General features: G+C 41.3%; 35 protein-coding genes. 34 read left to right on the top strand and 1 reads right to left on the bottom strand.

Annotated elements, in window-relative coordinates:
- The 28 genes from rplB (at position 1) to HMPREF9009_RS01160 (ending at position 14,134) form a co-directional block, all read left to right on the top strand.
- Positions 1-825 carry a 50S ribosomal protein L2 gene (rplB, locus tag HMPREF9009_RS01290; RefSeq protein ID WP_004296346.1) on the top strand — a complete coding sequence of 275 codons (825 nt, stop codon included), beginning with the start codon at positions 1-3 and terminating at the stop codon, positions 823-825.
- 20 nt (positions 826-845) lie between these two features.
- Entirely contained in the window at positions 846-1,115 is a 270-nt protein-coding gene (gene rpsS / locus HMPREF9009_RS01285) for a 30S ribosomal protein S19 (protein ID WP_004296345.1), read from the top strand.
- A 36-nt stretch (positions 1,116-1,151) separates the two neighbouring features.
- A complete protein-coding gene (rplV, locus tag HMPREF9009_RS01280; RefSeq protein ID WP_004296344.1) occupies positions 1,152-1,562 on the top strand; it encodes a 50S ribosomal protein L22 in 411 nt (136 codons plus the stop codon).
- A gap of 5 nt (positions 1,563-1,567) precedes the next feature.
- Positions 1,568-2,299, top strand: coding sequence for a 30S ribosomal protein S3 (gene rpsC / locus HMPREF9009_RS01275; protein ID WP_004296343.1), 732 nt, complete (start codon positions 1,568-1,570; stop codon positions 2,297-2,299).
- 23 nt (positions 2,300-2,322) lie between these two features.
- Positions 2,323-2,757 carry a 50S ribosomal protein L16 gene (rplP, locus tag HMPREF9009_RS01270; RefSeq protein ID WP_004291234.1) on the top strand — a complete coding sequence of 145 codons (435 nt, stop codon included), beginning with the start codon at positions 2,323-2,325 and terminating at the stop codon, positions 2,755-2,757.
- 5 nt (positions 2,758-2,762) lie between these two features.
- Positions 2,763-2,960, top strand: a complete 198-nt coding sequence (gene rpmC, locus HMPREF9009_RS01265; RefSeq protein WP_004296342.1) for a 50S ribosomal protein L29 — start codon at positions 2,763-2,765, stop codon at positions 2,958-2,960.
- Complete coding sequence (rpsQ, locus tag HMPREF9009_RS01260; protein WP_004296341.1) at positions 2,957-3,226, top strand: 30S ribosomal protein S17; 270 nt, start codon at positions 2,957-2,959, stop codon at positions 3,224-3,226. The genes rpmC and rpsQ overlap by 4 nt, the downstream gene beginning before the upstream one ends.
- 2 nt (positions 3,227-3,228) lie before the next feature.
- Positions 3,229-3,594 carry a 50S ribosomal protein L14 gene (gene rplN / locus HMPREF9009_RS01255; protein ID WP_004296340.1) on the top strand — a complete coding sequence of 122 codons (366 nt, stop codon included), beginning with the start codon at positions 3,229-3,231 and terminating at the stop codon, positions 3,592-3,594.
- A gap of 19 nt (positions 3,595-3,613) precedes the next feature.
- Entirely contained in the window at positions 3,614-3,934 is a 321-nt protein-coding gene (gene rplX, locus HMPREF9009_RS01250; protein ID WP_004296339.1) for a 50S ribosomal protein L24, read from the top strand.
- A complete protein-coding gene (gene rplE, locus HMPREF9009_RS01245; protein WP_004310886.1) occupies positions 3,934-4,491 on the top strand; it encodes a 50S ribosomal protein L5 in 558 nt (185 codons plus the stop codon). The genes rplX and rplE overlap by 1 nt, the downstream gene beginning before the upstream one ends.
- 5 nt (positions 4,492-4,496) lie before the next feature.
- On the top strand, positions 4,497-4,796 hold the full coding sequence (gene rpsN, locus HMPREF9009_RS01240) for a 30S ribosomal protein S14 (protein ID WP_004310885.1): 300 nt from the start codon (positions 4,497-4,499) through the stop codon (positions 4,794-4,796).
- Between the two features lie 52 nt (positions 4,797-4,848).
- Positions 4,849-5,244 carry a 30S ribosomal protein S8 gene (gene rpsH / locus HMPREF9009_RS01235; RefSeq protein ID WP_004296336.1) on the top strand — a complete coding sequence of 132 codons (396 nt, stop codon included), beginning with the start codon at positions 4,849-4,851 and terminating at the stop codon, positions 5,242-5,244.
- Positions 5,245-5,259: 15 nt separating this feature from the next.
- Complete coding sequence (rplF, locus tag HMPREF9009_RS01230; protein WP_004310884.1) at positions 5,260-5,829, top strand: 50S ribosomal protein L6; 570 nt, start codon at positions 5,260-5,262, stop codon at positions 5,827-5,829.
- Positions 5,830-5,850: 21 nt separating this feature from the next.
- Positions 5,851-6,195: a 50S ribosomal protein L18 gene (gene rplR / locus HMPREF9009_RS01225; protein ID WP_004310883.1), complete on the top strand. Its 345-nt coding sequence runs from the start codon at positions 5,851-5,853 to the stop codon at positions 6,193-6,195.
- A 5-nt stretch (positions 6,196-6,200) separates the two neighbouring features.
- Complete coding sequence (gene rpsE, locus HMPREF9009_RS01220; RefSeq protein WP_004296333.1) at positions 6,201-6,719, top strand: 30S ribosomal protein S5; 519 nt, start codon at positions 6,201-6,203, stop codon at positions 6,717-6,719.
- A 9-nt stretch (positions 6,720-6,728) separates the two neighbouring features.
- Positions 6,729-6,905 (top strand): 50S ribosomal protein L30, encoded by a 177-nt coding sequence (gene rpmD, locus HMPREF9009_RS01215; protein ID WP_004296332.1) that lies wholly within the window; start codon positions 6,729-6,731, stop codon positions 6,903-6,905.
- A gap of 32 nt (positions 6,906-6,937) precedes the next feature.
- Positions 6,938-7,384 (top strand): 50S ribosomal protein L15, encoded by a 447-nt coding sequence (gene rplO / locus HMPREF9009_RS01210; RefSeq protein WP_008023042.1) that lies wholly within the window; start codon positions 6,938-6,940, stop codon positions 7,382-7,384.
- 4 nt (positions 7,385-7,388) lie between these two features.
- The gene (gene secY, locus HMPREF9009_RS01205) at positions 7,389-8,729 is read left to right on the top strand and encodes a preprotein translocase subunit SecY (RefSeq protein WP_004310881.1); all 1,341 of its coding nucleotides are present in this window, start codon (positions 7,389-7,391) and stop codon (positions 8,727-8,729) included.
- A gap of 15 nt (positions 8,730-8,744) precedes the next feature.
- Positions 8,745-9,542: a type I methionyl aminopeptidase gene (gene map / locus HMPREF9009_RS01200; RefSeq protein ID WP_008023041.1), complete on the top strand. Its 798-nt coding sequence runs from the start codon at positions 8,745-8,747 to the stop codon at positions 9,540-9,542.
- A gap of 1 nt (position 9,543) precedes the next feature.
- Positions 9,544-9,762 (top strand): translation initiation factor IF-1, encoded by a 219-nt coding sequence (gene infA, locus HMPREF9009_RS01195; protein WP_002558052.1) that lies wholly within the window; start codon positions 9,544-9,546, stop codon positions 9,760-9,762.
- Between the two features lie 8 nt (positions 9,763-9,770).
- Complete coding sequence (ykgO, locus tag HMPREF9009_RS24900; protein WP_002558051.1) at positions 9,771-9,887, top strand: type B 50S ribosomal protein L36; 117 nt, start codon at positions 9,771-9,773, stop codon at positions 9,885-9,887.
- A gap of 33 nt (positions 9,888-9,920) precedes the next feature.
- Positions 9,921-10,301 carry a 30S ribosomal protein S13 gene (gene rpsM / locus HMPREF9009_RS01190; protein WP_004296328.1) on the top strand — a complete coding sequence of 127 codons (381 nt, stop codon included), beginning with the start codon at positions 9,921-9,923 and terminating at the stop codon, positions 10,299-10,301.
- An 11-nt stretch (positions 10,302-10,312) separates the two neighbouring features.
- Positions 10,313-10,702, top strand: a complete 390-nt coding sequence (gene rpsK / locus HMPREF9009_RS01185) for a 30S ribosomal protein S11 (protein WP_004296327.1) — start codon at positions 10,313-10,315, stop codon at positions 10,700-10,702.
- 117 nt (positions 10,703-10,819) lie between these two features.
- On the top strand, positions 10,820-11,425 hold the full coding sequence (gene rpsD, locus HMPREF9009_RS01180) for a 30S ribosomal protein S4 (RefSeq protein ID WP_004296326.1): 606 nt from the start codon (positions 10,820-10,822) through the stop codon (positions 11,423-11,425).
- Positions 11,426-11,436: 11 nt separating this feature from the next.
- A complete protein-coding gene (locus HMPREF9009_RS01175) occupies positions 11,437-12,429 on the top strand; it encodes a DNA-directed RNA polymerase subunit alpha (protein WP_004296325.1) in 993 nt (330 codons plus the stop codon).
- 3 nt (positions 12,430-12,432) lie between these two features.
- Positions 12,433-12,936: a 50S ribosomal protein L17 gene (gene rplQ / locus HMPREF9009_RS01170; protein WP_004313458.1), complete on the top strand. Its 504-nt coding sequence runs from the start codon at positions 12,433-12,435 to the stop codon at positions 12,934-12,936.
- 147 nt (positions 12,937-13,083) lie between these two features.
- Positions 13,084-13,479: a hypothetical protein gene (locus HMPREF9009_RS01165; RefSeq protein WP_004313459.1), complete on the top strand. Its 396-nt coding sequence runs from the start codon at positions 13,084-13,086 to the stop codon at positions 13,477-13,479.
- 112 nt (positions 13,480-13,591) lie between these two features.
- On the top strand, positions 13,592-14,134 hold the full coding sequence (locus HMPREF9009_RS01160; RefSeq protein ID WP_049701233.1) for a hypothetical protein: 543 nt from the start codon (positions 13,592-13,594) through the stop codon (positions 14,132-14,134).
- 152 nt (positions 14,135-14,286) lie between these two features.
- Here the strand turns inward: HMPREF9009_RS01160 and HMPREF9009_RS01155 are convergent, their stop codons facing one another.
- On the bottom strand, positions 14,287-16,101 hold the full coding sequence (locus tag HMPREF9009_RS01155; protein ID WP_049701232.1) for a MutS family DNA mismatch repair protein: 1,815 nt from the start codon (positions 16,099-16,101) through the stop codon (positions 14,287-14,289).
- Between the two features lie 254 nt (positions 16,102-16,355).
- On the opposite strand from HMPREF9009_RS01155, the gene HMPREF9009_RS01150 reads away from it, so the two are divergent.
- The 6 genes from HMPREF9009_RS01150 (at position 16,356) to hutH (ending at position 24,220) form a co-directional block, all read left to right on the top strand.
- On the top strand, positions 16,356-17,000 hold the full coding sequence (locus tag HMPREF9009_RS01150; protein WP_004313462.1) for a DUF6563 family protein: 645 nt from the start codon (positions 16,356-16,358) through the stop codon (positions 16,998-17,000).
- Positions 17,001-17,538: 538 nt separating this feature from the next.
- On the top strand, positions 17,539-19,536 hold the full coding sequence (locus HMPREF9009_RS01145; RefSeq protein WP_009040603.1) for a urocanate hydratase: 1,998 nt from the start codon (positions 17,539-17,541) through the stop codon (positions 19,534-19,536).
- 228 nt (positions 19,537-19,764) lie between these two features.
- Positions 19,765-20,667 (top strand): glutamate formimidoyltransferase, encoded by a 903-nt coding sequence (ftcD, locus tag HMPREF9009_RS01140; protein ID WP_049701231.1) that lies wholly within the window; start codon positions 19,765-19,767, stop codon positions 20,665-20,667.
- 138 nt (positions 20,668-20,805) lie between these two features.
- Positions 20,806-22,059 carry an imidazolonepropionase gene (hutI, locus tag HMPREF9009_RS01135; RefSeq protein WP_044131451.1) on the top strand — a complete coding sequence of 418 codons (1,254 nt, stop codon included), beginning with the start codon at positions 20,806-20,808 and terminating at the stop codon, positions 22,057-22,059.
- 35 nt (positions 22,060-22,094) lie between these two features.
- On the top strand, positions 22,095-22,724 hold the full coding sequence (locus HMPREF9009_RS01130; protein ID WP_049701230.1) for a cyclodeaminase/cyclohydrolase family protein: 630 nt from the start codon (positions 22,095-22,097) through the stop codon (positions 22,722-22,724).
- A complete protein-coding gene (hutH, locus tag HMPREF9009_RS01125; RefSeq protein WP_004313467.1) occupies positions 22,721-24,220 on the top strand; it encodes a histidine ammonia-lyase in 1,500 nt (499 codons plus the stop codon). Before HMPREF9009_RS01130 ends, hutH begins: the two co-directional genes overlap by 4 nt.
- The last annotated feature ends 14 nt before the right edge of the window (positions 24,221-24,234 follow it).

Below are 24,234 nucleotides of genomic sequence, written 5' to 3'. Positions count from 1 at the left end.
ATGGCAGTACGTAAATTTAAGCCCACAACACCGGGGCAAAGACATAAAATTATTGGTACTTTCGAAGAAATTACTGCATCAGTACCAGAAAAGTCTCTTGTATATGGTAAGAAATCATCTGGTGGTCGTAACAGCGAAGGTAAGATGACTATGCGCTACATTGGTGGCGGTCATAGAAAGGTGATTAGAATTGTTGATTTCAAGAGAAATAAGGACGGTGTTCCAGCAGTAGTTAAAACAATCGAATACGACCCGAATCGTTCGGCTCGTATCGCTCTGTTATTTTATGCTGATGGAGAAAAAAGATATATTATTGCTCCCAATGGATTGCAAGTTGGTGCGACTCTGATGTCAGGTGAAACAGCAGCGCCAGAGATTGGTAATGCTCTTCCTCTTCAAAACATTCCGGTGGGTACTGTGATTCACAATATCGAATTACGTCCGGGACAGGGTGCTGCTCTGGTTCGTTCAGCTGGTAACTTTGCTCAGTTGACTTCTCGTGAGGGTAAGTATTGTGTAATTAAGTTGCCTTCAGGTGAGGTTAGACAGATTCTTAGCACTTGTAAAGCTACTATCGGTAGTGTAGGTAACTCTGATCATGGATTGGAAAGTTCAGGTAAAGCAGGACGTTCTCGTTGGCAAGGACGTCGTCCTCGTAACCGTGGTGTTGTAATGAACCCGGTTGATCACCCGATGGGTGGTGGTGAAGGACGTGCTTCCGGAGGTCACCCAAGATCACGTAAGGGATTGTATGCTAAGGGACTTAAGACTAGAGCTCCTAAGAAACAATCGTCTAAGTACATTATTGAGAGAAGAAAAAAGTAATCTGATTAATTGAGTAAACTATGAGTCGTTCATTAAAAAAAGGTCCATATATTAACGTTAAGCTTGAAAAGAGAATTCTTGCCATGAATGAATCAGGTAAGAAAGTCGTAGTAAAGACTTGGGCCAGAGCTTCAATGATTTCGCCTGATTTTGTAGGCCATACAGTTGCAGTTCACAATGGAAATAAATTTATTCCTGTTTATGTTACCGAGAATATGGTAGGACACAAGTTGGGCGAATTTGCTCCAACTCGTACATTCAGAGGACACGCTGGTAACAAGAAAAGATAACAGGATTTATTTGAAATAATAAAGTAATAAATAATAATGGGAGCAAGAAAAAAAATATCGGCTGAAAAAAGAAAAGAAGCCCTTAAGACCATGTATTTTGCAAAATTGCAAAATGTTCCTACTTCTCCACGTAAGATGCGTCTGGTTGCAGACATGATCCGTGGTATGGAAGTGAACAGAGCACTTGGTGTTTTGAAATTTTCTTCAAAAGAAGCTGCTGCAAGAGTGGAAAAATTGCTTCGCTCTGCAATTGCTAACTGGGAACAGAAAAACGAACGTAAAGCAGAAAGCGGTGAGTTGTTCGTAACACAGATTTTTGTTGATGGTGGAGCTACACTCAAAAGGATGAGACCGGCACCACAGGGTAGAGGTTATAGAATTCGCAAACGTTCAAATCACGTAACATTGTTCGTTGGTGCTAAAAGTAATAACGAAGATCAAAATTAAGGTAGATGGGACAAAAAGTTAATCCAATAAGCAACCGTTTAGGAATTATCAGAGGATGGGATTCTAACTGGTATGGTGGAAATGATTACGGTGATTCTTTGCTGGAAGATAGCAAAATCCGTAAATATCTTAATGCAAGACTTGCAAAAGCAAGTGTATCAAGAATCGTAATTGAACGTACGCTGAAGCTCGTTACTATTACTGTTTGCACTGCTCGCCCGGGTATTATTATCGGTAAAGGTGGCCAAGAAGTTGATAAGTTAAAAGAGGAGTTGAAGAAGGTTACCGACAAAGATATTCAAATCAATATCTTTGAAGTGAAGAGACCGGAACTGGATGCTGTGATTGTTGCTAACAACATCGCTCGCCAGGTTGAAGGTAAAATTGCCTATCGCCGTGCCATCAAGATGGCTATCGCAAACACAATGCGTATGGGTGCTGAAGGTATCAAAATTCAGATTTCAGGACGTTTGAATGGAGCTGAAATGGCTCGTTCTGAAATGTATAAAGAAGGAAGAACTCCGTTGCACACTTTCAGAGCTGATATCGACTACTGTCATGCAGAAGCATTGACTAAAGTAGGTCTTCTTGGTATCAAAGTTTGGATTTGTAGAGGTGAAGTGTTTGGTAAGAAAGAATTGGCTCCGAACTTTACACAAAGCAAAGAAAGTGGTCGTGGAAACAATAGTGGAAACAACGGCGGAAAGAACTTCAAAAGAAAGAAAAATAATCGCTAAACGAATTTGAATTTTAGGAAACTATGTTACAACCGAAAAAGACAAAATTCAGAAGACAACAAAAAGGCCGTCAGAAAGGTAATGCCCAGAGAGGCAACCAGCTGGCCTTTGGTTCTTTTGGCATAAAGGCTTTGGAGACTAAGTGGATTACAGGCCGTCAGATCGAAGCTGCTCGTATTGCAGTAACAAGATATATGCAACGTCAAGGACAGATCTGGATCCGTATATTCCCGGATAAACCGATCACTAGAAAACCTGCCGATGTACGTATGGGTAAAGGTAAAGGTGCTCCAGAGGGATTTGTGGCTCCTGTAACTCCAGGTAGAATCATTATTGAAGCTGAAGGAGTATCTTACGAAATCGCGAAAGAAGCATTGCGCTTAGCTGCTCAAAAGCTTCCTATTACAACGAAGTTTGTCGTAAGACGTGATTATGATATTCAAAATCAAAATGCGTAAGTGTTATGAAAATTGCAGAAATTAAAGAAATGACTACTAATGATTTAGTAGAAAGAGTAGAGGCGGAAACAGCTAATTATAACCAAATGGTTATTAATCATTCTATTTCTCCTTTGGAAAATCCTGCTCAAATCAAACAATTACGCAGGACTATTGCGCGTATGAAAACAGAATTGCGCGAAAGAGAACTTAACAATAAATGATCAGCTTGATGGAAGCAAGAAATTTAAGAAAAGAAAGAACAGGGGTTGTGTTGAGCAATAAGATGGACAAGACCATCACAGTTGCTGCCAAATTTAAGGAAAAACACCCTATATATGGTAAGTTCGTTAGCAAAACGAAGAAGTACCATGCTCACGATGAAAAGAATGAATGCAATATCGGTGATACTGTAAGCATCATGGAAACTCGTCCTTTGAGCAAGACTAAAAGATGGAGATTAGTAGAAATAATTGAAAGAGCTAAGTAATTATGATACAAGTAGAATCCAGACTTACAGTATGTGATAACAGTGGAGCGAAAGAGGCGTTGTGTATCCGCGTTTTGGGTGGTACAGGTCGTCGTTATGCTTCAGTGGGGGATGTCATTGTAGTTTCAGTGAAGAGCGTTATCCCTTCTAGTGATGTTAAAAAAGGTGCAGTATCAAAGGCTTTGATTGTACGTACAAAGAAAGAAATCCGTCGTCCTGATGGTTCTTATATACGTTTTGATGATAATGCTTGCGTGTTGTTGAATAATGCAGGTGAAATTAGAGGTAGTCGTATTTTCGGTCCTGTAGCAAGAGAACTTCGTGCTACAAACATGAAAGTTGTGTCACTTGCGCCTGAGGTACTTTAATTTGTAAAAGATTTAAGTAATGAGTAAATTACATATTAAAAAAGGCGACACAGTTTACGTAAATGCTGGTGAAGATAAGGGCAAAACTGGTCGTGTATTGAAGGTTCTTGTTAAAGAAGGACGTGCATTTGTTGAAGGTATCAATATGGTATCTAAAAGCACAAAGCCGAATGCAAAGAATCCACAAGGTGGTATTGTGAAGCAAGAAGCTTCTATCCACATTTCAAACTTGAACCCGGTTGATCCAAAAACTGGTAAAGCAACGCGTATTGGGAGAAAAAAGAGTTCGGAAGGAACTTTAGTGCGTTATTCTAAAAAATCAGGAGAGGAGATTAAGTAATGAGTAATACTGCTAGTCTTAAGAAAGAATATGCAGAGCGTATAGCACCTGCATTGAAATCACAGTTCCAGTATTCTTCTACAATGCAGATACCCGTACTTAAGAAGATTGTAATCAATCAGGGATTAGGTATGGCTGTTGCTGATAAGAAGATTATCGAAGTAGCAATCAATGAAATGACAGCTATTACAGGTCAAAAAGCTGTAGCTACCATTTCTCGTAAAGATATCGCAAACTTTAAGTTGCGTAAAAAAATGCCGATTGGTGTTATGGTAACTTTACGTCGTGAAAGAATGTACGAATTCCTTGAAAAATTGGTTCGTGTAGCTCTTCCTCGTATTCGTGACTTCAAAGGTATCGAAAGTAAGTTTGATGGTAAAGGTAACTATACCCTTGGTATTCAGGAACAAATCATTTTCCCTGAAATAAATATCGATAGTATTACAAGAATTCTCGGAATGAATATTACCTTTGTAACCTCTGCGGAAACAGATGAAGAAGGTTATGCTTTGCTGAAGGAATTCGGTTTACCTTTTAAAAACGCTAAAAAAGACTAATAGATATGGCAAAGGAATCAATGAAAGCACGTGAAGTAAAGCGTGCTAAATTAGTAGCCAAATACGCCGAGAAAAGAGCTGCTTTGAAGCAAATCGTAAGAACAGGTGATCCTGCTGATGCTTTCGAAGCTGCACAGAAGTTGCAAGAGTTGCCAAAGAATTCTAATCCAATTCGTATGCACAACCGTTGCAAACTGACTGGTCGTCCTAAAGGTTATATTCGTCAGTTCGGAATTTCGAGAATTCAATTCCGTGAGATGGCATCTAACGGACTGATCCCAGGCGTAAAAAAAGCAAGCTGGTAATTATTGTTTAAATATTGTCAGGGTAGTCCTGATTAATTTAATTTATTTTTATATGACTGATCCAATAGCAGATTATTTAACGAGGTTGCGGAACGCGATTGGTGCAAAGCACAGAGTTGTTGAAGTTCCCGCTTCGAATTTGAAAAAAGAAATCACTAAGATTCTTTTTGAAAAAGGCTACATCCTTAATTATAAGTTTGTAGAAGATGGTCCTCAAGGAACTATTAAGGTTGCCTTGAAGTATGATTCTGTTAACAAAGTTAACGCAATCAAAAAGTTAGAAAGAATATCTTCTCCGGGTATGCGTAAGTATACTGGTTACAAAGATATGCCGCGTGTTATTAATGGGCTGGGTATTGCTATAATATCTACTTCCAAAGGTGTAATGACTAACAAAGAGGCTGCAGAACTGAAAATCGGTGGTGAAGTCTTGTGTTATGTATATTAATTAGGAGGAATTAGAATGTCAAGAATAGGAAAATTACCCATTAGTATCCCTGCTGGAGTGACAATCACTCTGAAGGATAATGTGGTTACCGTAAAGGGACCCAAAGGCGAAATGAGCCAATATGTGAATCCTGCTATCAATGTTACTATTGAAGACGGACACGTAACTTTAACAGAAAACGATAAAGAAATGCTTGATAACCCGAAGCAGAAACATGCTTTCCACGGTTTGTATCGTTCATTGGTTCACAACATGGTTGTGGGCGTATCTGAAGGTTACAAGAAAGAACTGGAACTTGTAGGTGTAGGTTATCGTGCTTCAAACCAAGGTAACATCATTGAGCTGGCTTTAGGTTATACACACAATATTTTCATTCAATTACCTGCTGAGGTAAAAGTTGAAACGAAGTCTGAAAGAAATAAGAATCCTCTTATTATATTGGAATCGTGTGACAAACAATTGCTTGGTCAAGTTTGCTCTAAAATACGTTCTTTCCGTAAGCCTGAACCATACAAGGGTAAAGGTATTAAGTTTGTTGGCGAAGTAATTCGTAGAAAGTCTGGTAAATCAGCCGGCGCTAAGTAATTCATATAAAATTAGATTATTATGACAACAAAAATAGAAAGACGAGTTAAGATCAAATATAGAGTACGCAACAAAATTTCAGGTACTACTGAATGTCCGCGTATGAGTGTATTTAGAAGTAACAAGCAAATTTATGTCCAGATTATCGATGATCTTTCTGGTAAGACACTGGCTGCTGCTTCTTCTTTAGGTTTGACTGAGAAAGTCGCTAAAAAAGAACAAGCTGCTAAAGTTGGTGAAATGATTGCTAAAAAGGCTCAGGAAGCAGGTATAACTACTGTTGTTTTCGACCGTAATGGTTACTTGTATCATGGGAGAGTAAAAGAAGTAGCTGATGCTGCTCGTAACGGTGGACTTAAATTTTAATCATTATGGCAGGAGTTAATAATAGAGTTAAGATTACTAACGATATAGAACTGAAAGATAGATTAGTTGCTATTAATCGTGTTACTAAAGTTACCAAAGGTGGTAGAACTTTTAGTTTCTCTGCAATCGTTGTTGTAGGTAACGAAGAAGGTATCATTGGTTGGGGACTTGGTAAAGCAGGTGAAGTAACAGCTGCTATCGCTAAAGGTGTTGAGTCAGCTAAAAAGAACCTGGTGAAAGTACCTATTTTAAAAGGTACTGTTCCTCATGAACAATCAGCTAGATTTGGTGGTGCTGAAGTATTCATCAAACCTGCATCTCACGGAACCGGTGTTGTAGCTGGTGGTGCTATGCGTGCTGTATTGGAAAGTGTTGGTGTTACTGACGTTTTGGCTAAATCTAAAGGTTCTTCGAATCCGCATAATCTTGTTAAAGCTACAATCGAAGCTTTGAGTGAAATGCGTGATGCAAGAATGGTTGCTCAGAACAGAGGTATTAGTGTTGAAAAAGTATTTAGAGGATAAGGAGGAGATATGTCAACTATAAAGATTAAACAAGTTAAAAGTAGAATTGGTGCTCCAGCTGATCAGAAAAGAACTCTTGACGCACTGGGACTTCGTAAACTGAACCGTGTGGTTGAACACGAAAGCACTCCTTCAATTCTTGGAATGGTAGATAAAGTAAAACACTTGGTTGCCATTGTTAAGTAATTATTTGTTGAATAATAAAACGAAATTACAATATGAACTTAAGTAATTTAAAACCTGCTGAGGGATCTACTAAGACAAGAAAAAGAATTGGACGTGGTGCTGGTTCTGGCTTAGGTGGTACTTCTACAAGAGGTCATAAAGGAGCTAAATCAAGATCTGGATACTCTAAGAAAATCGGTTTTGAAGGTGGTCAGATGCCTCTTCAACGTCGAGTTCCTAAATTTGGTTTCAAGAATATCAATCGTGTTGAATATAAAGCTATCAACTTGGATACTATCCAGAAACTTGCTGAAGCTAAAAGCTTGGCAAAAGTTGGTGTAAACGACTTTATCGAAGCAGGATTTATTTCTTCAAATCAGTTGGTAAAAGTATTGGGTAACGGAACTCTGACTAACAAGCTGGAAGTAGAAGCTCATGCATTCTCTAAGACTGCAACTGCTGCTATTGAAGCTGCTGGTGGAACTGTAGTAAAACTCTGATTCAATGAGAAAAGCTATTGAAACATTAAAGAATATATGGAAGATTGAGGATCTGAGACAGCGGATCCTCATCACCATATTGTTCGTGGCAATTTACCGTTTCGGATCGTATGTCGTATTACCGGGTATCAATCCGGCGATGCTGGCAAAATTGCACGAACAAACAAGTGAAGGCCTTTTAGCCTTGTTAAATATGTTCTCTGGAGGAGCATTTTCTAATGCCTCTATTTTTGCATTAGGAATCATGCCTTATATCTCTGCATCTATCGTAATCCAGTTATTGGGAATCGCTGTACCGTATTTCCAGAAGTTGCAACGCGAAGGTGAGAGCGGCAGAAGAAAAATGAATCAATATACTCGTTACTTGACGATTGCTATATTGTTAGTTCAGGCCCCTTCTTATTTGCTCAATCTTAAAATGCAGGCTGGCCCTTCCTTAAATGCTTCATTAGATTGGACTCTGTTTATGGTTACCTCTACCATTATTTTGGCAGCAGGTAGTATGTTTATTTTGTGGCTTGGTGAAAGAATTACTGATAAAGGTATTGGTAACGGTATTTCATTTATCATCTTGATTGGTATTATCGCTCGTTTTCCTGATGCTTTGTTGCAAGAAGTTGTGTCCAGAGTAGCAAATAAGAGCGGTGGTCTGATTATGTTTATAATTGAAATCGTATTCTTATTATTAGTGATTGGCGCTGCTATTCTTTTGGTGCAAGGTACAAGAAAGATTCCTGTACAGTATGCAAAAAGAATCGTTGGTAACAAGCAATATGGTGGTGCTAGACAGTATATCCCTTTAAAGGTGAATGCTGCCGGTGTTATGCCTATCATCTTTGCTCAGGCAATCATGTTTATTCCAATTACATTTATCGGTTTTTCAAATGTAAATGATGCAGGCGGTTTCTTGCATGCGTTTACAGATCATACAAGTTTCTGGTATAATTTTGTCTTTGCGGTAATGATTATATTATTTACGTATTTCTATACTGCAATTACAATTAATCCGACTCAGATGGCTGAGGATATGAAGAGAAATAATGGTTTCATCCCTGGTATTAAACCGGGAAAGAAAACAGCAGAGTATATTGATGATATAATGTCTCGTATCACTTTGCCGGGTTCTTTCTTCTTGGCTTTAGTTGCTATTATGCCTGCTTTCGCCGGTGTATTCGGAGTGCAAGCAGGATTCGCTCAATTCTTCGGCGGTACATCTTTGTTAATTCTTGTAGGTGTTGTTCTTGATACCCTGCAACAGGTTGAAAGTCATTTGTTGATGAGACACTATGATGGTCTGTTGAAATCTGGTCGTATTAAAGGACGCGCTGGTGTAGCGGCATATTAATTCTTTAGATTAGAAATGATATTTCTTAAAACAGAAGATGAAATAGAATTGCTCCGTCAGAGTAACCTGCTTGTTGGTAAAACTCTTGCAGAGGTTGCCAAACTGGTGAAGCCTGGTGTAACTACACGTGAGTTGGATAAAGTTGCTGAAGAGTTCATTAGAGATCATGGGGCAACTCCAACTTTCAAAGGATTTCCGAATCAATATGGAGAACCATTTCCCGCATCTCTCTGTACTTCTGTCAACGAACAGGTGGTACATGGAATCCCAGGGGATATCGTACTGAAAGATGGTGATATCGTATCAGTGGATTGCGGAACTTACATGAATGGTTTCTGTGGTGATTCTGCTTATACTTTTTGTGTAGGAGAGGTAGACGAAGAGATTCGTAACTTGTTGAAGGTAACTAAAGAAGCGTTATATATTGGCATCCAGAACGCAGTGCAAGGTAAAAGAATTGGTGATATCGGATATGCTATTCAGCAATATTGTGAGTCTCATTCTTATGGTGTAGTGCGTGAGTTTGTTGGCCATGGCATCGGTAAAGAGATGCACGAAGATCCTCAGGTTCCTAACTATGGTAAAAGAGGATATGGACCATTGATGAAAAGAGGCCTTTGCATAGCGATAGAGCCGATGATAACATTGGGAGACCGACAAGTGATAATGGAAAGTGACGGATGGACTGTGAGGACCAGAGATCGTAAATGTGCTGCACATTTTGAGCATACGATAGCTGTTGGAGCTGGTGAAGCTGATATTTTGTCTTCATTCAAATTCATAGAAGAAGTTTTAGGAGATAAAGCAATATAATATGGCAAAGCAATCTGCAATAGAACAAGATGGAGTTATAGTTGAAGCATTGTCAAATGCAATGTTTCGTGTTGAATTAGAAAACGGACATGAGATTACCGCACATATTTCAGGCAAGATGAGGATGCATTACATCAAGATCCTGCCGGGAGATAAAGTGAGAGTCGAAATGTCTCCTTACGACTTATCGAAAGGAAGAATTGTGTTTAGATATAAATAAAATAAGATATGAAAGTAAGAGCATCATTAAAGAAACGCACGCCAGAATGTAAGATCGTTAGACGTAATGGCCGTTTGTATGTTATTAACAAGAAAAATCCTAAGTATAAACAACGTCAAGGATAATTTGTTATTTTTGCAAAAAAAATAATTTAGTATATGGCTATAAGAATAGTTGGTGTAGATTTACCTCAGAACAAAAGAGGTGAAATTGCGTTGACCTATGTATATGGAATAGGTCGCAGTAGTTCAGCAAAAATTTTAGATAAAGCTGGTGTAGATAAAGATCTGAAGGTTAAAGACTGGACAGATGATCAAGCTGCTAAGATTCGTGAGATTATCGGTGCAGAGTATAAAGTAGAAGGTGATCTTCGTTCTGAAATCCAATTGAACATTAAGCGATTAATGGATATTGGTTGCTATCGTGGTGTACGTCACCGTATTGGTCTGCCTGTTAGAGGTCAGAGCACTAAGAACAATGCACGTACTCGTAAGGGTAGAAAGAAAACCGTTGCTAATAAGAAAAAAGCTACTAAATAATAATTGTTGATATGGCAAAAAAAACAGTTGCAGCTAAAAAGAGAAATGTGAAAGTAGACGCTAATGGACAGTTGCATGTTCATTCATCTTTCAACAATATTATTGTTTCTCTTGCAAATAGTGAAGGGCAGATTATCTCTTGGTCATCTGCTGGTAAAATGGGATTTAGAGGTTCTAAAAAGAATACTCCTTATGCAGCTCAGATGGCTGCCCAGGATTGTGCAAAGATTGCATTCGATCTTGGCCTGAGAAAGGTAAAAGCATATGTGAAGGGTCCAGGTAACGGACGTGAGTCTGCTATTAGAACTATCCACGGTGCTGGTATCGAAGTTACTGAAATCATTGACGTGACTCCGCTTCCACATAATGGTTGTCGTCCTCCGAAAAGACGTAGAGTTTAATTTACCTTTAACTTACACAATGATCTTGATTTTGTTTTTGGATTACATTAATTTCTCTCTGTAATCGCGGCTGCAACAAATTGAGTTCATGAATAAACAATTAAATATTTAAAAGAAATGGCTAGATATACTGGACCAAAATCGAGAATCGCCCGTAAATTCGGTGAAGGAATCTTTGGAGCTGACAAAGTTTTGTCAAAGAAGAACTATCCTCCCGGACAACATGGTAATTCAAGAAAAAGAAAAACTTCTGAATACGGTGTGCAACTTCGTGAAAAACAGAAAGCTAAATACACCTATGGAGTTTTAGAAAAACAATTCCGCAATTTGTTTGAAAAAGCAGCTACTGCTAAAGGTATTACCGGTGAGGTACTTCTTCAATTGCTGGAAGGCCGTCTTGACAACGTAGTATTCCGTTTGGGTATTGCTCCTACACGTGCTGCTGCTCGTCAGTTGGTTAGTCACAAGCACATCACTGTAGATGGTGAAGTAGTAAACATTCCTTCATTTGCAGTAAAACCAGGACAATTGATTGGTGTTCGTGAAAGATCTAAGTCTTTGGAAGTAATTGCTAATTCTCTTGCAGGTTTCAATCACAGCAAGTATGCTTGGTTGGAATGGGACGAGGCTTCAAAGGTTGGTAAAATGTTGCACATACCTGAAAGAGCAGACATTCCTGAGAACATTAAAGAACATTTGATCGTTGAATTGTATTCTAAATAATAATTAATTTCATGGCGATATTAGCATTTCAAAAACCTGATAAAGTATTAATGTTGGAGGCGGACTCCAGATTCGGTAAATTCGAATTCCGTCCGTTGGAACCGGGTTTTGGTATTACTGTAGGTAATGCATTACGCCGTATCCTTCTTTCTTCATTAGAGGGTTTTGCTATCACTACTATCAGAATCGATGGTGTGGAGCATGAATTTTCTAGTGTACCTGGAGTAAAAGAGGATGTTACCAACATTATCTTGAATCTGAAACAAGTGAGATTCAAGCAAGTAGTTGAAGAGTTCGAGAGCGAAAAAGTGAGCATCACTGTCGAGAATTCCAGTGAATTTAAAGCAGGTGACATAGGTAAGTATTTGACTGGATTTGAAGTGTTAAATCCGGAATTAGTTATTTGTCATTTAGATTCTAAGTCAACTATGCAGATTGATATTACCATTAACAAAGGTCGTGGTTATGTACCTGCTGATGAAAATCGCGAGTATTGCACGGATGTTAATGTAATTCCAATCGACTCTATTTATACACCGATACGTAATGTCAAGTATGCTGTAGAAAACTTCCGTGTAGAACAGAAGACTGACTACGAAAAGCTAGTGCTTGAAATTAGTACCGACGGTTCTATACACCCGAAAGAAGCGCTGAAAGAAGCTGCAAAAATTCTGATTTATCACTTCATGTTGTTCTCTGACGAGAAGATCACGCTTGAAAGTAATGATACTGACGGCAATGAAGAGTTTGATGAAGAAGTTTTGCACATGCGTCAGCTGTTGAAAACTAAACTCGTTGATATGGACTTGTCAGTTCGTGCCCTCAATTGCTTGAAGGCTGCTGACGTAGAAACTCTCGGCGACTTGGTACAATTCAACAAAACTGACCTGCTGAAATTCAGAAACTTCGGAAAGAAATCGCTTACCGAGCTTGATGATTTGCTGGAAAGTCTGAATCTGTCGTTTGGAACCGACATTTCTAAATATAAATTAGATAAAGAATAAAAAATGAGACATAATAAAAAATTCAATCATTTAGGTCGTACTGCTTCTCATAGAAGCGCTATGTTATCTAACATGGCTTGCTCTTTGATCAAGCACAAAAGAATCACTACGACTGTTGCAAAGGCGAAAGCTTTGAAGAAGTTTGTTGAGCCTTTGATTACTAAGTCTAAAGAAGATACTACGAACTCTCGTCGTGTTGTATTTAGCAACTTGCAAGATAAGATTGCAGTAACAGAGTTGTTCAAAGAAATCTCTGTTAAGATTGCTGATCGTCCGGGTGGTTATACTCGTATTATCAAGACTGGTAACCGTTTGGGTGACAACGCAGAAATGTGCTTTATTGAGTTGGTTGACTACAATGAAAACATGGCTAAGGAAAAAGTTGCTAAGAAAGCTACTCGTACTCGTCGTTCGAAAAAAGCTGCTGAAGCTGCTCCTGCTGCTGTTGAAGCTCCTGCAACTGAAGCTCCTAAGGCTGAAGAACCAAAAGCTGAATCGGCTGAATAATTTTACAGTTATTCTTATAGATATAAAAAAGGCTACCTTCGAAGGTAGCCTTTTTTGTTTGTCTGCCGTTTATTAATACTAAGATACATTAAAATATATCCTAATTAAACTTTTCATAGAGAGAATCTGTTATATTTGCAGGTGAATATGGCAAAATTTGTAAAGGTAATATTGTTTCTGTTGCTGACAGTTGCTTTTCATAGCATAGCAGGCAATGTCTCTACCGAAAGAATGGTGGATAAGCAGGGGTGTGATATTACATATGCTATGGGGCAGCGTGGGGAAATCTGTGCACCCGATCTTCCGGGTAAGCCTGTGGCTGAATTGACCAATTTGCAGAGCCATCAAATATCTGTGACACGTATTCAACGTGTACAGCTTGGAGAATATTTCTTTTCTTTAAAGAATGCGCTACAAGGTTGTGCTGATCGTGAGAGCTCACTATCACAACACTGGGGGCGGATTTATGATACAACAACTTCCTATTATTGCCAGCCATCGAGTGAATACTATGTATACACCTTGAGGCGTATAATTATTTAGCAGTATATTTATTGGTATTGTTTATTTTGTGGTTACTGGTATCTTCTGTATACTGGTGATACTACTTCTTTTTATCTTTATATTTTTACTAATAAATTAAACTTTAAATATTATGGCAACTACTCAAACGATTGATGCTACTATATTTGCATCTACACACCCCGATATCGCTAAACGCATAAGTGTTTCAGGAGTTTTAATCTCTTCTGTTATGTTATTGATTGGTATTTTAGCTTTTGCTTCAACATTCGAATTGGATGACAAGTCTTCTACAACCAGTATGGCTTTGATGGTTTTGGGGACAGGTTTATTTCTTATGGGAATTTTCCGTCTTTTCTGGAAATCAAAGGAGGTTGTTTATTTACCAACAAAAAGTGTGGCTAAAGAGCATAGTGTATTCTTTGATTTGAAGCATATGGATGCTTTGAAGAATCTTGTAAATTCGGGTTCATTCTCCGCTGATTCGAAAATAAAAAGCGAGGCTAGTGGTAATATACGTATGGATGTGATACTTTCTGCTGATAAAAAGTTTGCAGCTGTACAGTTATTCCAATTTGTACCTTACACGTATCAGCCAATAACATCGGTGCAGTATTTCACTAATGAAGAAGCTTCTGCGATAGTCGCTTTTTTGTCGAAAAGTAAAATACAATAAGTATATATCTACAACACCTGTTTGACTTTGTTTTTTCCGACACATTAAAACTATGCAGTTTGAAACTTTATATTGAGTTTGCTGCTACTAAATAAAACAGGTTTTAGATGTTACTGTAAAAGATAACTTTGATTTTCATACGAAGATGGGGATTAGTCGTTAATGACGGCGATCCCCATTTTTTTCATTAAGAAGCAGGCGTTCATGTTTTGAGCAACTCCGTTTCTCATTTGATATGAGAAGGTGAGTTCATTGTTGGTAATGTCGGCTTCGAAACAGTAATTCCGGATATTTTGTGGGAAGGACTCTATTAAAGTCCCTAATAACAAGTCATGGGTGGCGATGATACCGTTGGCGTTCATGTGCATGAATTGTTTGATAAGGGCGAAAGAGCCTTTCTGTTTGTCCATGGAGTTGGTACCTTTCAGTATTTCATCAAGGATGATGAAAAGCTCTTCCCCGGCTTCAAGTTTGTCTATGATTAATTTAAGTCGCTTAAGTTCTGCAAAGAAATAAGATTCGTTGTCAGCTAGGGAATCACTGGTTCGAAGGCTGGTAACGAGACGGGCCGGATATATTTTCATTTGCTTTGCCCAAACGGGAGCTCCTATACATGCCAGTAGATAGTTTACTCCTACAGTACGTAAATAAGTACTCTTGCCTGCCATATTGGCGCCTGTGATTATAATAAAGAAAGGACGTTTTTCAATGTCTATTCCGTTACGCACACATTGGTTGCGATCCATTAGGGGATGCCCCAAGGCTTCAGCTTGTAGGTGGAAAGATTGAGCAGCGATAGTGGGGTAAATATAATCCGGATGGTTATATGCGAATGTTGCCAGGGAACAATAGGCATCTATTTCTCCGATTGTTTCTATCCATCGGGGTAGGTCGGATGCATGAATCTCTTTCCACTTCTCGATTCGCATCACCTGTCGTAGCTCCCAAAATATCAGTCCGTTGAGTATAGTACTCATGAGCAGATTGCTTCGTTGATCGAGTGCGTTCATCAGTTTAGAAAGCTGGCGGACTGCTTGAGAAGCGGTTTGATTTTGACTTGTAAGGTCCGCTTTTAACTCTTGTAGTATATGACTGTGCATTTCTTTTTGTTCAGTGAGCAGAATTTGGTCAGCGTATGTCGAAAGAATCTGCAGCTTTTCTCCGTAGGTTGTTTGCAGTTTAGTGATTCCTTTAGAGAAAATAGTACTGAATAATACAAAGCTGACAAATACTCCTCCTGCGATGTTAGCCGAGATAATGCCTAAAATGGCTAGACTTATACATAAGAAATTAATGACGGTAACTGCTATTGGGAGGATACGCAGGAGCGTACGTTTTCGATAATAACTCGGACTGGCTGCCCATTCTTTGATTTCGGTGGTATCGGCAGGTTTTCCTTTATAGAGTAATCCGAGTAAGCGGATTTGTTGGCGATATTCCAAATCGGTGGAGAGTTCCCGGATGGCTTCCTGGCGGTGGTCAATAGCTTCTTTATTCTCCAGATGTGCATTGAACCAATTTGCGAGATGTTGCTTGCCGATAGGGGTTGCGGTGCGGTTGATATATTGGAAAAGAGAGTGTTCGCCAAATACATCCAGATCAAGAGTGTAGAGGTGAGACGGGTTAATGAATTCTTTTCCATCGTCAAAATCGGAAAAATCATATTGTATGGCACGTAGTTCCTGCTCGTTGATTTCTATTTTCTTTTTCAGAAAGTCTTTTCGGTAGAACCAGAAATTATGGCGTTTTACTAACCAAATGAATAAGATAAAGGGTAGGACAGCGAATGCAGAGAGGCATAGCCAACCGTCAGACCAAAAAATAATGGCATTTGCTACGGCTCCTACGAATAAGATAAGTCGAAGAAGACTTATATAATAGATACGTTTTCGTGCATTCTGTAACTCCAGTTCTGTTTTCTGAATGATTTGCTGATATGTGGTAATGATCTGTTCTAGTTTTTCCATGACAAATTTAAATCTTTTGCGCAAAGGTAATATAATTCATAACGGTCGGGATAGGAGCTTGTTTTTGTCAAGAGTAGATTTACTGTTTATTAACGGAAGTAGGAAGATGTGTGGGCTTGGATTATAACTCGTCTTGATAATGTTGTTGTTAGCTGGAAGAAATTTTCAATATTTCTTTTCTCATTCTTGCATTTATCCGCTAAAATTTATAACTTTCCACTCGAAAAGGCGTTAGACAGGAAAGGAGGATGCTTATGAAGAAAGGATGTATCTTATGTTTGCTGATAAGCGTGATTAGCCTTCCGTTAATTGCGCAGAATATTATTTATTCCAACCTGAAAGAGTTGCTGACTCAACATGGCGATACCACTGCTGTGTTGCGTGTAGAAAAACGTTCCAGAAATCAGATTGTATTAACAGGAGGGGCTGATTACCGGATAACGGCCGGTGATGACGAGTCGATGTGCCGGCGTTTGAAGAAGCGTTGTTTTGCTGTGCGTGACGAAAAAGGAAATTTATATTTGAACTGTCGTAAGTTGCGCTATAAGAAATTGCGTTTTGGAGCATGGTATGCTCCTGCCGTTCAGTTAGGCAAAAACATCTATTTTTGTGCGATGCCTTTAGGATCAGTCATCGGAGGCAACTTTGTGGAAGAAGATGATGTAAAACTAGGAGGAAATATAGGCGATGCTCTTGCCGCTTCAAGTCTGGTTACAAAACGTGTTTGCTATGAATTGAATGGTGAAACGGGAAAAGTCGACTTTCTGGGGAAAGATAGAATGCTGCAATTATTGAAGAATTATCCGGAACTGAAACAAGCATATTTGAAAGATGATAGTCAGGAGGCAAAGCATACTTTTAAATATCTGTTAGAGTTGCAGAATAAACAAAAGAAATAATTCCATTAATTGCGGTTGGTATCGTATGAAAAGCCCTATCAATAATACAATCATCTATATAATGATATTATTGAGATGCGGGTTACGCTAGTTATACAAATTCCACCGATTTCATAGCGTTGATTTTAGAAGGGGCTGCTATTTGCTTTACTAAAGATTCTCTTTTATTTTAATGAAAGGGTTCTTACCAATGATCCTTCCATTCATTTTAATGAAAAATCTATTTTTAGCTTTAGTGAAGCTCCACCATTTGTTTTAATGATAGTTTTGCTATTTACCGTAATGCCCCCTGCTATCTACTTTAATGAAAGATCTATCTATCTGTTTTGACAAAACGGTTTGTATTCGTGCCTGTATAAAAGCATAAGAGAGTTTTGACATCGCTTGTGTCTTGTTCTTCTATCAAACTGTAAATGTAATAATACCTTTCTGATAATAAATCTGTCAAATCTCTTGTCTTTTATCTTCTTTTTTTCTATCTTGCGAAGAGTTATAAGACTGTATTGCTTACAGTTTGTAATCCTTAATTCTGTTTATTATGAGAATAACTCTTGGCAACACACTACCTCCTTATCCGGATTTTGTAGAAGGTATCCGGAGAGCTCCCGACCGTGGTTATACACTTACCCCGGCGCAGACAATCACTGCATTAAAAAACGCTTTGCGTTATATTCCTACCGAGTGGCACGAACAATTGGCTCCTGAATTGATGGAAGAGCTACGCACTCGCGGGCGGATTTACGGATACCGTTTCCGTCCTGCCGGCGACCTGAAAGCCAAACCGATTGACGAATATCGGGGACAATGCATTGAAGGCAAAGCTTTTCAGGTAATGATTGACAATAACCTTTGCTTCGATATAGCATTATATCCCTACGAACTAGTCACTTACGGTGAAACCGGACAAGTCTGCCAAAACTGGATGCAATATCGACTGATAAAACAATACCTCGAAGAACTTACCCAAGAACAGACGCTGGTTATTGAGTCCGGACATCCATTAGGGCTTTTCCGCTCCCGTCCCGATGCTCCCCGCGTTATAATAACCAATTCGATGATGATCGGGCAATTCGACAATCAACATGATTGGCATATTGCTGCCCAGATGGGAGTTGCCAATTACGGACAAATGACCGCTGGCGGCTGGATGTATATCGGTCCTCAAGGAATTGTGCATGGCACTTTCAATACCCTCCTCAATGCCGGGCGATTGAAACTGGGGATTCCCCAAGACCAGGATCTGCGGGGACATTTATTTGTATCTTCCGGCTTGGGAGGAATGAGCGGCGCACAACCCAAAGCGGCGGAGATAGCAGGAGCAGTCTCCATTATAGCCGAAGTAGATAGTTCGCGTATTGAAACCCGCCACCGCCAGGGATGGGTGGGACACGTGACTGCGGATATAGCCGAAGCATACCGGATGGCATCTCAAGCAATGCAACATCGTGAACCCTGCTCGATAGCCTATCACGGCAATGTCGTAGATCTGCTCGAATATGCCGAACGCGAAAGAATTCCTATTGAATTATTATCCGATCAAACCTCCTGTCATGCCGTTTACGAAGGCGGTTACTGCCCTGCCGGACTAACTTTTGAAGAACGCACACGCCTTCTTCACGAATCTCCGGAACAATTCCGTCACTTGGTAGATATATCCTTGCATCGTCATTTCGAAGTTATCAAGAAACTCGTAGCCCGCGGAACCTATTTCTTTGATTATGGAAACTCCTTCATGAAAGCCATATACGATGCCGGAGTAAAAGAAATCTCCCGTAATGGTGTTGATGAAAAGGACGGATTTATCTGGCCAAGCTATGTTGAAGATATTATGGGACCCCAACTCTTTGATTATGGCTACGGTCCGTTCAGATGGGTTTGCTTGAGTGGCAAACACGAAGATCTGATAAAAACAGACCACGCAGCTATGGAATGTATCGACGTCAACCGGCGTGGGCAGGATCTTGACAACTACAACTGGATACGGGATGCCGAAAAGAATCAGCTCGTGGTGGGTACACAGGCACGTATTCTGTATCAGGATGCAGTCGGGAGAATGAACATAGCCCTCCGTTTCAATGAGATGGTCCGCCGGGGCGAAGTAGGTCCTATCATGCTGGGACGAGACCATCACGATGTAAGCGGAACGGATTCTCCTTTCCGGGAGACATCGAATATCAAAGACGGAAGCAATGTGATGGCAGATATGGCTGTGCAATGTTTTGCCGGAAATTGTGCCCGCGGAATGAGCCTGGTAGCTTTGCACAATGGTGGGGGAGTCGGTATTGGCAAAGCAGTCAATGGCGGCTTCGGTATGGTATGCGACGGTAGCGAACGGGTAGATGAAATACTTCGTTCGGCAATGCTCTGGGATGTGATGGGCGGAGTAGCCCGTCGCTCATGGGCGCGTAATCCGCATGCGATGGAGACAAGCGAAGCATTTAATGACTCCCATGCAAGAGACTATCAGATAACAATGCCGTATGTAGCGGACGAAGAACTTATAAAGAAGATAGTCCCATATATTGTGGGAAAATAGTATCACATATTATGGGAATTTATTCTCTTAATATGAGAGAATAAATTCCCATAATATATGGAACTGTTTAAACATATAGCTGTTTAGTATAAACCATGCGGTGATTCGGTATGAAACTCGTGTGAACCGTGCCTGATTATATAAGGACTATTGGTAAAGAGCACTTGTTTAATGTAAAACATATAGTTATCCAGTTGAATATAACCTCTATAATAATAGATATTTGATATGAGTTGGAATAAAATTATTGAATGCGTCCCCAATTTTAGCGAGGGACGTGATTTAGAGAAAATAGATCAGATAGTAGCCCCTTTCCGTATTAAGGCCGGGGTAAAACTGCTTGATTACAGTAATGATGAAGACCATAACCGTCTGGTTGTAACTCTTGTCGGCGAGCCGGAAGCTCTGTACGAAGCAATCGTTGAAGCAGTCGGTGTGGCTGTCCGTTTGATAGACCTGAATCAGCATACCGGGCAACATCCCCGTATGGGAGCGGTAGATGTCATCCCTTTCATCCCGATTAAGAATACCAGCATGGAAGAAGCCATCGAACTATCCAAGAAAGTAGCCGCAAAAGTAGCCGAGATCTATCATCTTCCTGTCTTCCTGTATGAGAAGTCCGCAACTGCGTCGCATCGGGAAAATCTCGCTTCCGTTCGTAAAGGAGAATTTGAAGGCATGGTCGAAAAAATCAAACTACCCGAATGGCAACCAGATTTCGGACCTGCCGAACGTCATCCAACCGCAGGTACAGTCGCCATCGGAGCCCGTATGCCGCTCGTAGCCTACAATATCAATCTTAGTACGGACAATCTGGAAATAGCTACCAAGATAGCAAAGAATATCCGCCATATCAATGGAGGGCTCCGTTATGTGAAAGCAATGGGAGTGGAGCTAAAGGAGAGAAACATCACCCAGGTATCCATAAACATGACCGACTATACCCGTACTGCCCTTTACCGCGCCTTCGAACTGGTACGTATCGAAGCCCGCCGCTATGGTGTTACGATTGTCGGTAGTGAAATCATTGGTCTCGTACCGATGGAAGCCCTGATTGATACAGCTTCCTATTATCTCGGACTCGAAAACTTTTCCATGCAACAAGTCTTGGAAGCCCGTATCATGGAATAGCCGGTAAAGAAATATGTTAGCGAATATTCAATCCAAATCAGAACGGATGTTTACAGGGGAACCTGCCCTGATAAAAAACAACGGATCAAGAAGCAGGATGAATGAAACAAGAATAAACCAAGATAATTCGGATAATTTATGAGTGAAAACCTAATCATATTCAATGCCCGTATCGTAACTCCCATCGGCTTTTCCGCCCGTAAAGGCGAAGAAATGTCCCAACTGCAAGTCATAGAGAACGGAACCGTGGAAGTCACCAAAGGAATCATCACCTACGTTGGTGAGAACCGTGGCGAAGACCGCGACGGTTACTATCAACACTACTGGCATTATAACGCTCGCGGACACTGCCTCTTGCCCGGCTTCGTTGATTCCCATACCCATTTTGTATTTGGCGGAGAACGTTCCGAAGAATTCTCCTGGCGTCTGAACGGCGAAAGCTATATGTCGATTATGGAGCGGGGAGGCGGAATCGCAAGCACCGTAAAAGCCACCCGGCAAATGAATTTCCTGAAACTGCGTTCAGCAGCCGAAGGCTTTCTGAAAAGAATGAGCACAATGGGCGTAACCACCGTAGAAGGTAAAAGCGGCTACGGACTGGATCGGGAAACCGAACTATTACAGCTAAAGGTAATGCGTAGCCTGAACAACACCGAGCATAAACGTGTCGATATAGTCTCCACCTTTCTCGGTGCCCATGCCCTTCCCGAAGAATATGCAGGAAGAAGCGACGAATACATCGACTTCCTGATTCGTGAAATGCTTCCCCTTGTCCGTGACGGCGAACTGGCAGAATGTTGTGATGTCTTTTGCGAACAAGGCGTTTTCTCTATCGAACAGTCCCGCCGCCTGCTTCAGGCAGCCAAGGAACACGGCTTTCTGTTGAAACTCCACGCTGACGAAATCGTCTCCCTCGGTGGAGCTGAACTGGCAGCCGAACTGGGAGCACTGTCTGCCGATCACCTCCTGCACGCTTCCGATGCCGGCGTCCGTGCAATGGCCGATGCCGGAGTAGTAGCCACCCTGTTACCTTTGACCGCTTTTGCTCTGAAAGAACCCTACGCACGCGGTCGTGAAATGATTGATTCCGGCTGTGCGGTAGCCCTTGCCACCGACCTGAATCCCGGCAGTTGTTTCTCCGGTTCTATCCCGCTGACCATTGCTCTGGCCTGCATCTATATGAAAATGAGCATCGAAGAAACCATCACCGCCCTGACCCTGAATGGAGCTGCCGCCCTTCAGCGAGCCGACCGGATCGGAAGCATCGAAGTAGGCAAACAAGGCGATTTTATCGTTCTCAATTCCGACAACTATCATATTCTACCTTATTATATAGGCATGAACTGTGTAATCATGACTATTAAAGGCGGTATGCTGTATCCCGTCGCTTAATAGTTGACTCAATTAATCACTTAAAACAAAATACCATGTTAGCAGATTTAACCGTAAAAGATTTCTTAGATAAAGTAGCTTGCAGTGACCCTGTACCCGGTGGAGGTAGTATTGCCGCTTTGAATGGAGCACTGGCTTCCGCCCTTTCCACAATGGTAGCACGGCTCACCGTAGGAAAAAAGGGATACGAAGCCAGTGAAGAAGTAATGCAGCACGCACAAACTATCACCCTCCGTCTGCTGGACGAATTTATTGCACTTATTGATAAAGATTCCGCTGCCTACAACGAAGTCTTTGCCTGCTTCAAACTTCCTAAAACAACCGACGAAGAGAAAGCCGCCCGAAGTGCCGCCATTCAGGAAGCAACCAAACAAGCCGCCCTCGTTCCGTTGGAAGTAGCCCGCAAAGCCCTGGATATGATGTCCGTCATAGCAGATGTTGCCCGCTTGGGCAACCGCAATGCCGTCACAGATGCCTGTGTAGCCATGATGGCCGCCCGTTCCGCTGTATTGGGAGCCTTGCTGAACGTCCGTATCAACCTCGGTTCGCTCAAAGACAGAGATTTTGTCCTCCAACTGCAAACCGAAGCCGATACAATCGAGCAAACCGCCTGCCGGAGAGAAAAAGAATTGTTGGATGCCGTAAATCAAGACCTGCGCGTATGAGTAAGAATGTATATCATATCGGTTCCGGAGCATTGACCTTCGAAATCATCGAACGAATTATCAACGAAAACCTGAAACTGGAACTAGCTCCCGAAGCCAAGTTGCGCATCCAGAAATGTCGTGACTATCTCGACCACAAAATAGCTTCTTCCGAAGAACCGCTGTACGGTATAACAACCGGTTTCGGCTCTTTATGTACCAAAAATATTTCTCCCGACGAACTCGGTACGCTTCAGGAGAACCTGATAAAAAGCCATGCTTGCAGCGTAGGCGAAGAAATCCGCCCCGTCATTATCAAACTGATGATGCTTCTCAAAGCCCATGCCCTCTCATTAGGACATAGCGGCGTACAAGTAATCACCGTGCAGCGCATCCTCGACTTCTTCAACAATGACGTCATGCCCATCGTCTATGACCGTGGCTCCCTTGGAGCCTCCGGCGACCTTGCACCGCTTGCCAATCTTTTCCTCCCCCTGATTGGTGTCGGCGATGTCTACTATAAAGGGAAAAAGTGCGAAGCCATCAGCGTACTCGACGAATTCGGCTGGGAACCCGTCAAACTAATGAGTAAAGAAGGACTGGCCCTGCTTAACGGCACCCAATTTATGAGCGCCAACGGTGTATTCGCTATGCTCAAAGCCTTCCGCCTCTCAAAAAAAGCCGACCTCATAGCCGCCCTTTCTCTCGAAGCCTTTGATGGTCGTATCGACCCGTTTATGGACTGCATCCAGCAAATCCGCCCCCATCAGGGACAAATCGAGACAGGCGAAGCCTTCCGCAAACTACTGGCCGGTAGCGAACTGATCGAACGTCACAAAGAACACGTTCAAGATCCCTACTCCTTCCGTTGCATCCCGCAAGTACACGGTGCCACGAAAGACGCCATCCGCTACGTTGCCTCCGTATTGCTGACTGAAATCAATTCCGTCACGGACAACCCCACCATCTTCCCCGATGAAGATCGGATCATCTCCGGCGGAAACTTCCACGGGCAACCGCTTGCCATCTCTTATGACTTCCTTGCCATCGCTTTGGCCGAATTGGGAAATATCTCCGAACGCCGTGTCTCCCAACTGATTATGGGACTCCGCGGACTACCTGAATTCCTGGTTGCCAACCCCGGTCTGAACTCCGGCTTTATGATTCCGCAATATGCCGCCGCTTCGATGGTCAGCCAGAATAAAATGTACTGCTATGCGGCTTCGAGCGACTCCATCGTCTCCTCCAACGGACAGGAAGACCACGTAAGTATGGGCGCCAACGCCGCTACCAAACTTTATAAAGTGATGGACAACCTGGAACATATCCTTGCCATTGAACTGATGAATGCTGCACAAGGCATCGACTTCCGTCGTCCGCTGAAAACTTCTCCCGTTCTTGAACGTTTCCTTCATGCCTATCGGAAAGAAGTGCCTTTTGTGAAAGATGATATCGTGATGTACAAGGAGATACATAAAACAGTCGCCTTCCTGAAGAGGACACAAATTGACTATTGACCATAAACCAACCC

The organism is Bacteroides sp. 3_1_13, assembly GCF_001185845.1.
Lineage (GTDB): Bacteria > Bacteroidota > Bacteroidia > Bacteroidales > Bacteroidaceae > Bacteroides > Bacteroides xylanisolvens.
Note: the sequence above shows the minus strand (reverse complement) of the source record. Positions and strands in the feature narration are given on the sequence as shown.

Coding starts and splice junctions, on each gene's coding strand:
- rplB (WP_004296346.1), top strand. CDS start 1: ATGGCAGTACGTAAATTTAAGCCCACAACACCGGGGCAAAGACATAAA.
- rpsS (WP_004296345.1), top strand. CDS start 846: ATGAGTCGTTCATTAAAAAAAGGTCCATATATTAACGTTAAGCTTGAA.
- rplV (WP_004296344.1), top strand. CDS start 1,152: ATGGGAGCAAGAAAAAAAATATCGGCTGAAAAAAGAAAAGAAGCCCTT.
- rpsC (WP_004296343.1), top strand. CDS start 1,568: ATGGGACAAAAAGTTAATCCAATAAGCAACCGTTTAGGAATTATCAGA.
- rplP (WP_004291234.1), top strand. CDS start 2,323: ATGTTACAACCGAAAAAGACAAAATTCAGAAGACAACAAAAAGGCCGT.
- rpmC (WP_004296342.1), top strand. CDS start 2,763: ATGAAAATTGCAGAAATTAAAGAAATGACTACTAATGATTTAGTAGAA.
- rpsQ (WP_004296341.1), top strand. CDS start 2,957: ATGATCAGCTTGATGGAAGCAAGAAATTTAAGAAAAGAAAGAACAGGG.
- rplN (WP_004296340.1), top strand. CDS start 3,229: ATGATACAAGTAGAATCCAGACTTACAGTATGTGATAACAGTGGAGCG.
- rplX (WP_004296339.1), top strand. CDS start 3,614: ATGAGTAAATTACATATTAAAAAAGGCGACACAGTTTACGTAAATGCT.
- rplE (WP_004310886.1), top strand. CDS start 3,934: ATGAGTAATACTGCTAGTCTTAAGAAAGAATATGCAGAGCGTATAGCA.
- rpsN (WP_004310885.1), top strand. CDS start 4,497: ATGGCAAAGGAATCAATGAAAGCACGTGAAGTAAAGCGTGCTAAATTA.
- rpsH (WP_004296336.1), top strand. CDS start 4,849: ATGACTGATCCAATAGCAGATTATTTAACGAGGTTGCGGAACGCGATT.
- rplF (WP_004310884.1), top strand. CDS start 5,260: ATGTCAAGAATAGGAAAATTACCCATTAGTATCCCTGCTGGAGTGACA.
- rplR (WP_004310883.1), top strand. CDS start 5,851: ATGACAACAAAAATAGAAAGACGAGTTAAGATCAAATATAGAGTACGC.
- rpsE (WP_004296333.1), top strand. CDS start 6,201: ATGGCAGGAGTTAATAATAGAGTTAAGATTACTAACGATATAGAACTG.
- rpmD (WP_004296332.1), top strand. CDS start 6,729: ATGTCAACTATAAAGATTAAACAAGTTAAAAGTAGAATTGGTGCTCCA.
- rplO (WP_008023042.1), top strand. CDS start 6,938: ATGAACTTAAGTAATTTAAAACCTGCTGAGGGATCTACTAAGACAAGA.
- secY (WP_004310881.1), top strand. CDS start 7,389: ATGAGAAAAGCTATTGAAACATTAAAGAATATATGGAAGATTGAGGAT.
- map (WP_008023041.1), top strand. CDS start 8,745: ATGATATTTCTTAAAACAGAAGATGAAATAGAATTGCTCCGTCAGAGT.
- infA (WP_002558052.1), top strand. CDS start 9,544: ATGGCAAAGCAATCTGCAATAGAACAAGATGGAGTTATAGTTGAAGCA.
- ykgO (WP_002558051.1), top strand. CDS start 9,771: ATGAAAGTAAGAGCATCATTAAAGAAACGCACGCCAGAATGTAAGATC.
- rpsM (WP_004296328.1), top strand. CDS start 9,921: ATGGCTATAAGAATAGTTGGTGTAGATTTACCTCAGAACAAAAGAGGT.
- rpsK (WP_004296327.1), top strand. CDS start 10,313: ATGGCAAAAAAAACAGTTGCAGCTAAAAAGAGAAATGTGAAAGTAGAC.
- rpsD (WP_004296326.1), top strand. CDS start 10,820: ATGGCTAGATATACTGGACCAAAATCGAGAATCGCCCGTAAATTCGGT.
- HMPREF9009_RS01175 (WP_004296325.1), top strand. CDS start 11,437: ATGGCGATATTAGCATTTCAAAAACCTGATAAAGTATTAATGTTGGAG.
- rplQ (WP_004313458.1), top strand. CDS start 12,433: ATGAGACATAATAAAAAATTCAATCATTTAGGTCGTACTGCTTCTCAT.
- HMPREF9009_RS01165 (WP_004313459.1), top strand. CDS start 13,084: ATGGCAAAATTTGTAAAGGTAATATTGTTTCTGTTGCTGACAGTTGCT.
- HMPREF9009_RS01160 (WP_049701233.1), top strand. CDS start 13,592: ATGGCAACTACTCAAACGATTGATGCTACTATATTTGCATCTACACAC.
- HMPREF9009_RS01155 (WP_049701232.1), bottom strand. CDS start 16,101: ATGGAAAAACTAGAACAGATCATTACCACATATCAGCAAATCATTCAG.
- HMPREF9009_RS01150 (WP_004313462.1), top strand. CDS start 16,356: ATGAAGAAAGGATGTATCTTATGTTTGCTGATAAGCGTGATTAGCCTT.
- HMPREF9009_RS01145 (WP_009040603.1), top strand. CDS start 17,539: ATGAGAATAACTCTTGGCAACACACTACCTCCTTATCCGGATTTTGTA.
- ftcD (WP_049701231.1), top strand. CDS start 19,765: ATGAGTTGGAATAAAATTATTGAATGCGTCCCCAATTTTAGCGAGGGA.
- hutI (WP_044131451.1), top strand. CDS start 20,806: ATGAGTGAAAACCTAATCATATTCAATGCCCGTATCGTAACTCCCATC.
- HMPREF9009_RS01130 (WP_049701230.1), top strand. CDS start 22,095: ATGTTAGCAGATTTAACCGTAAAAGATTTCTTAGATAAAGTAGCTTGC.
- hutH (WP_004313467.1), top strand. CDS start 22,721: ATGAGTAAGAATGTATATCATATCGGTTCCGGAGCATTGACCTTCGAA.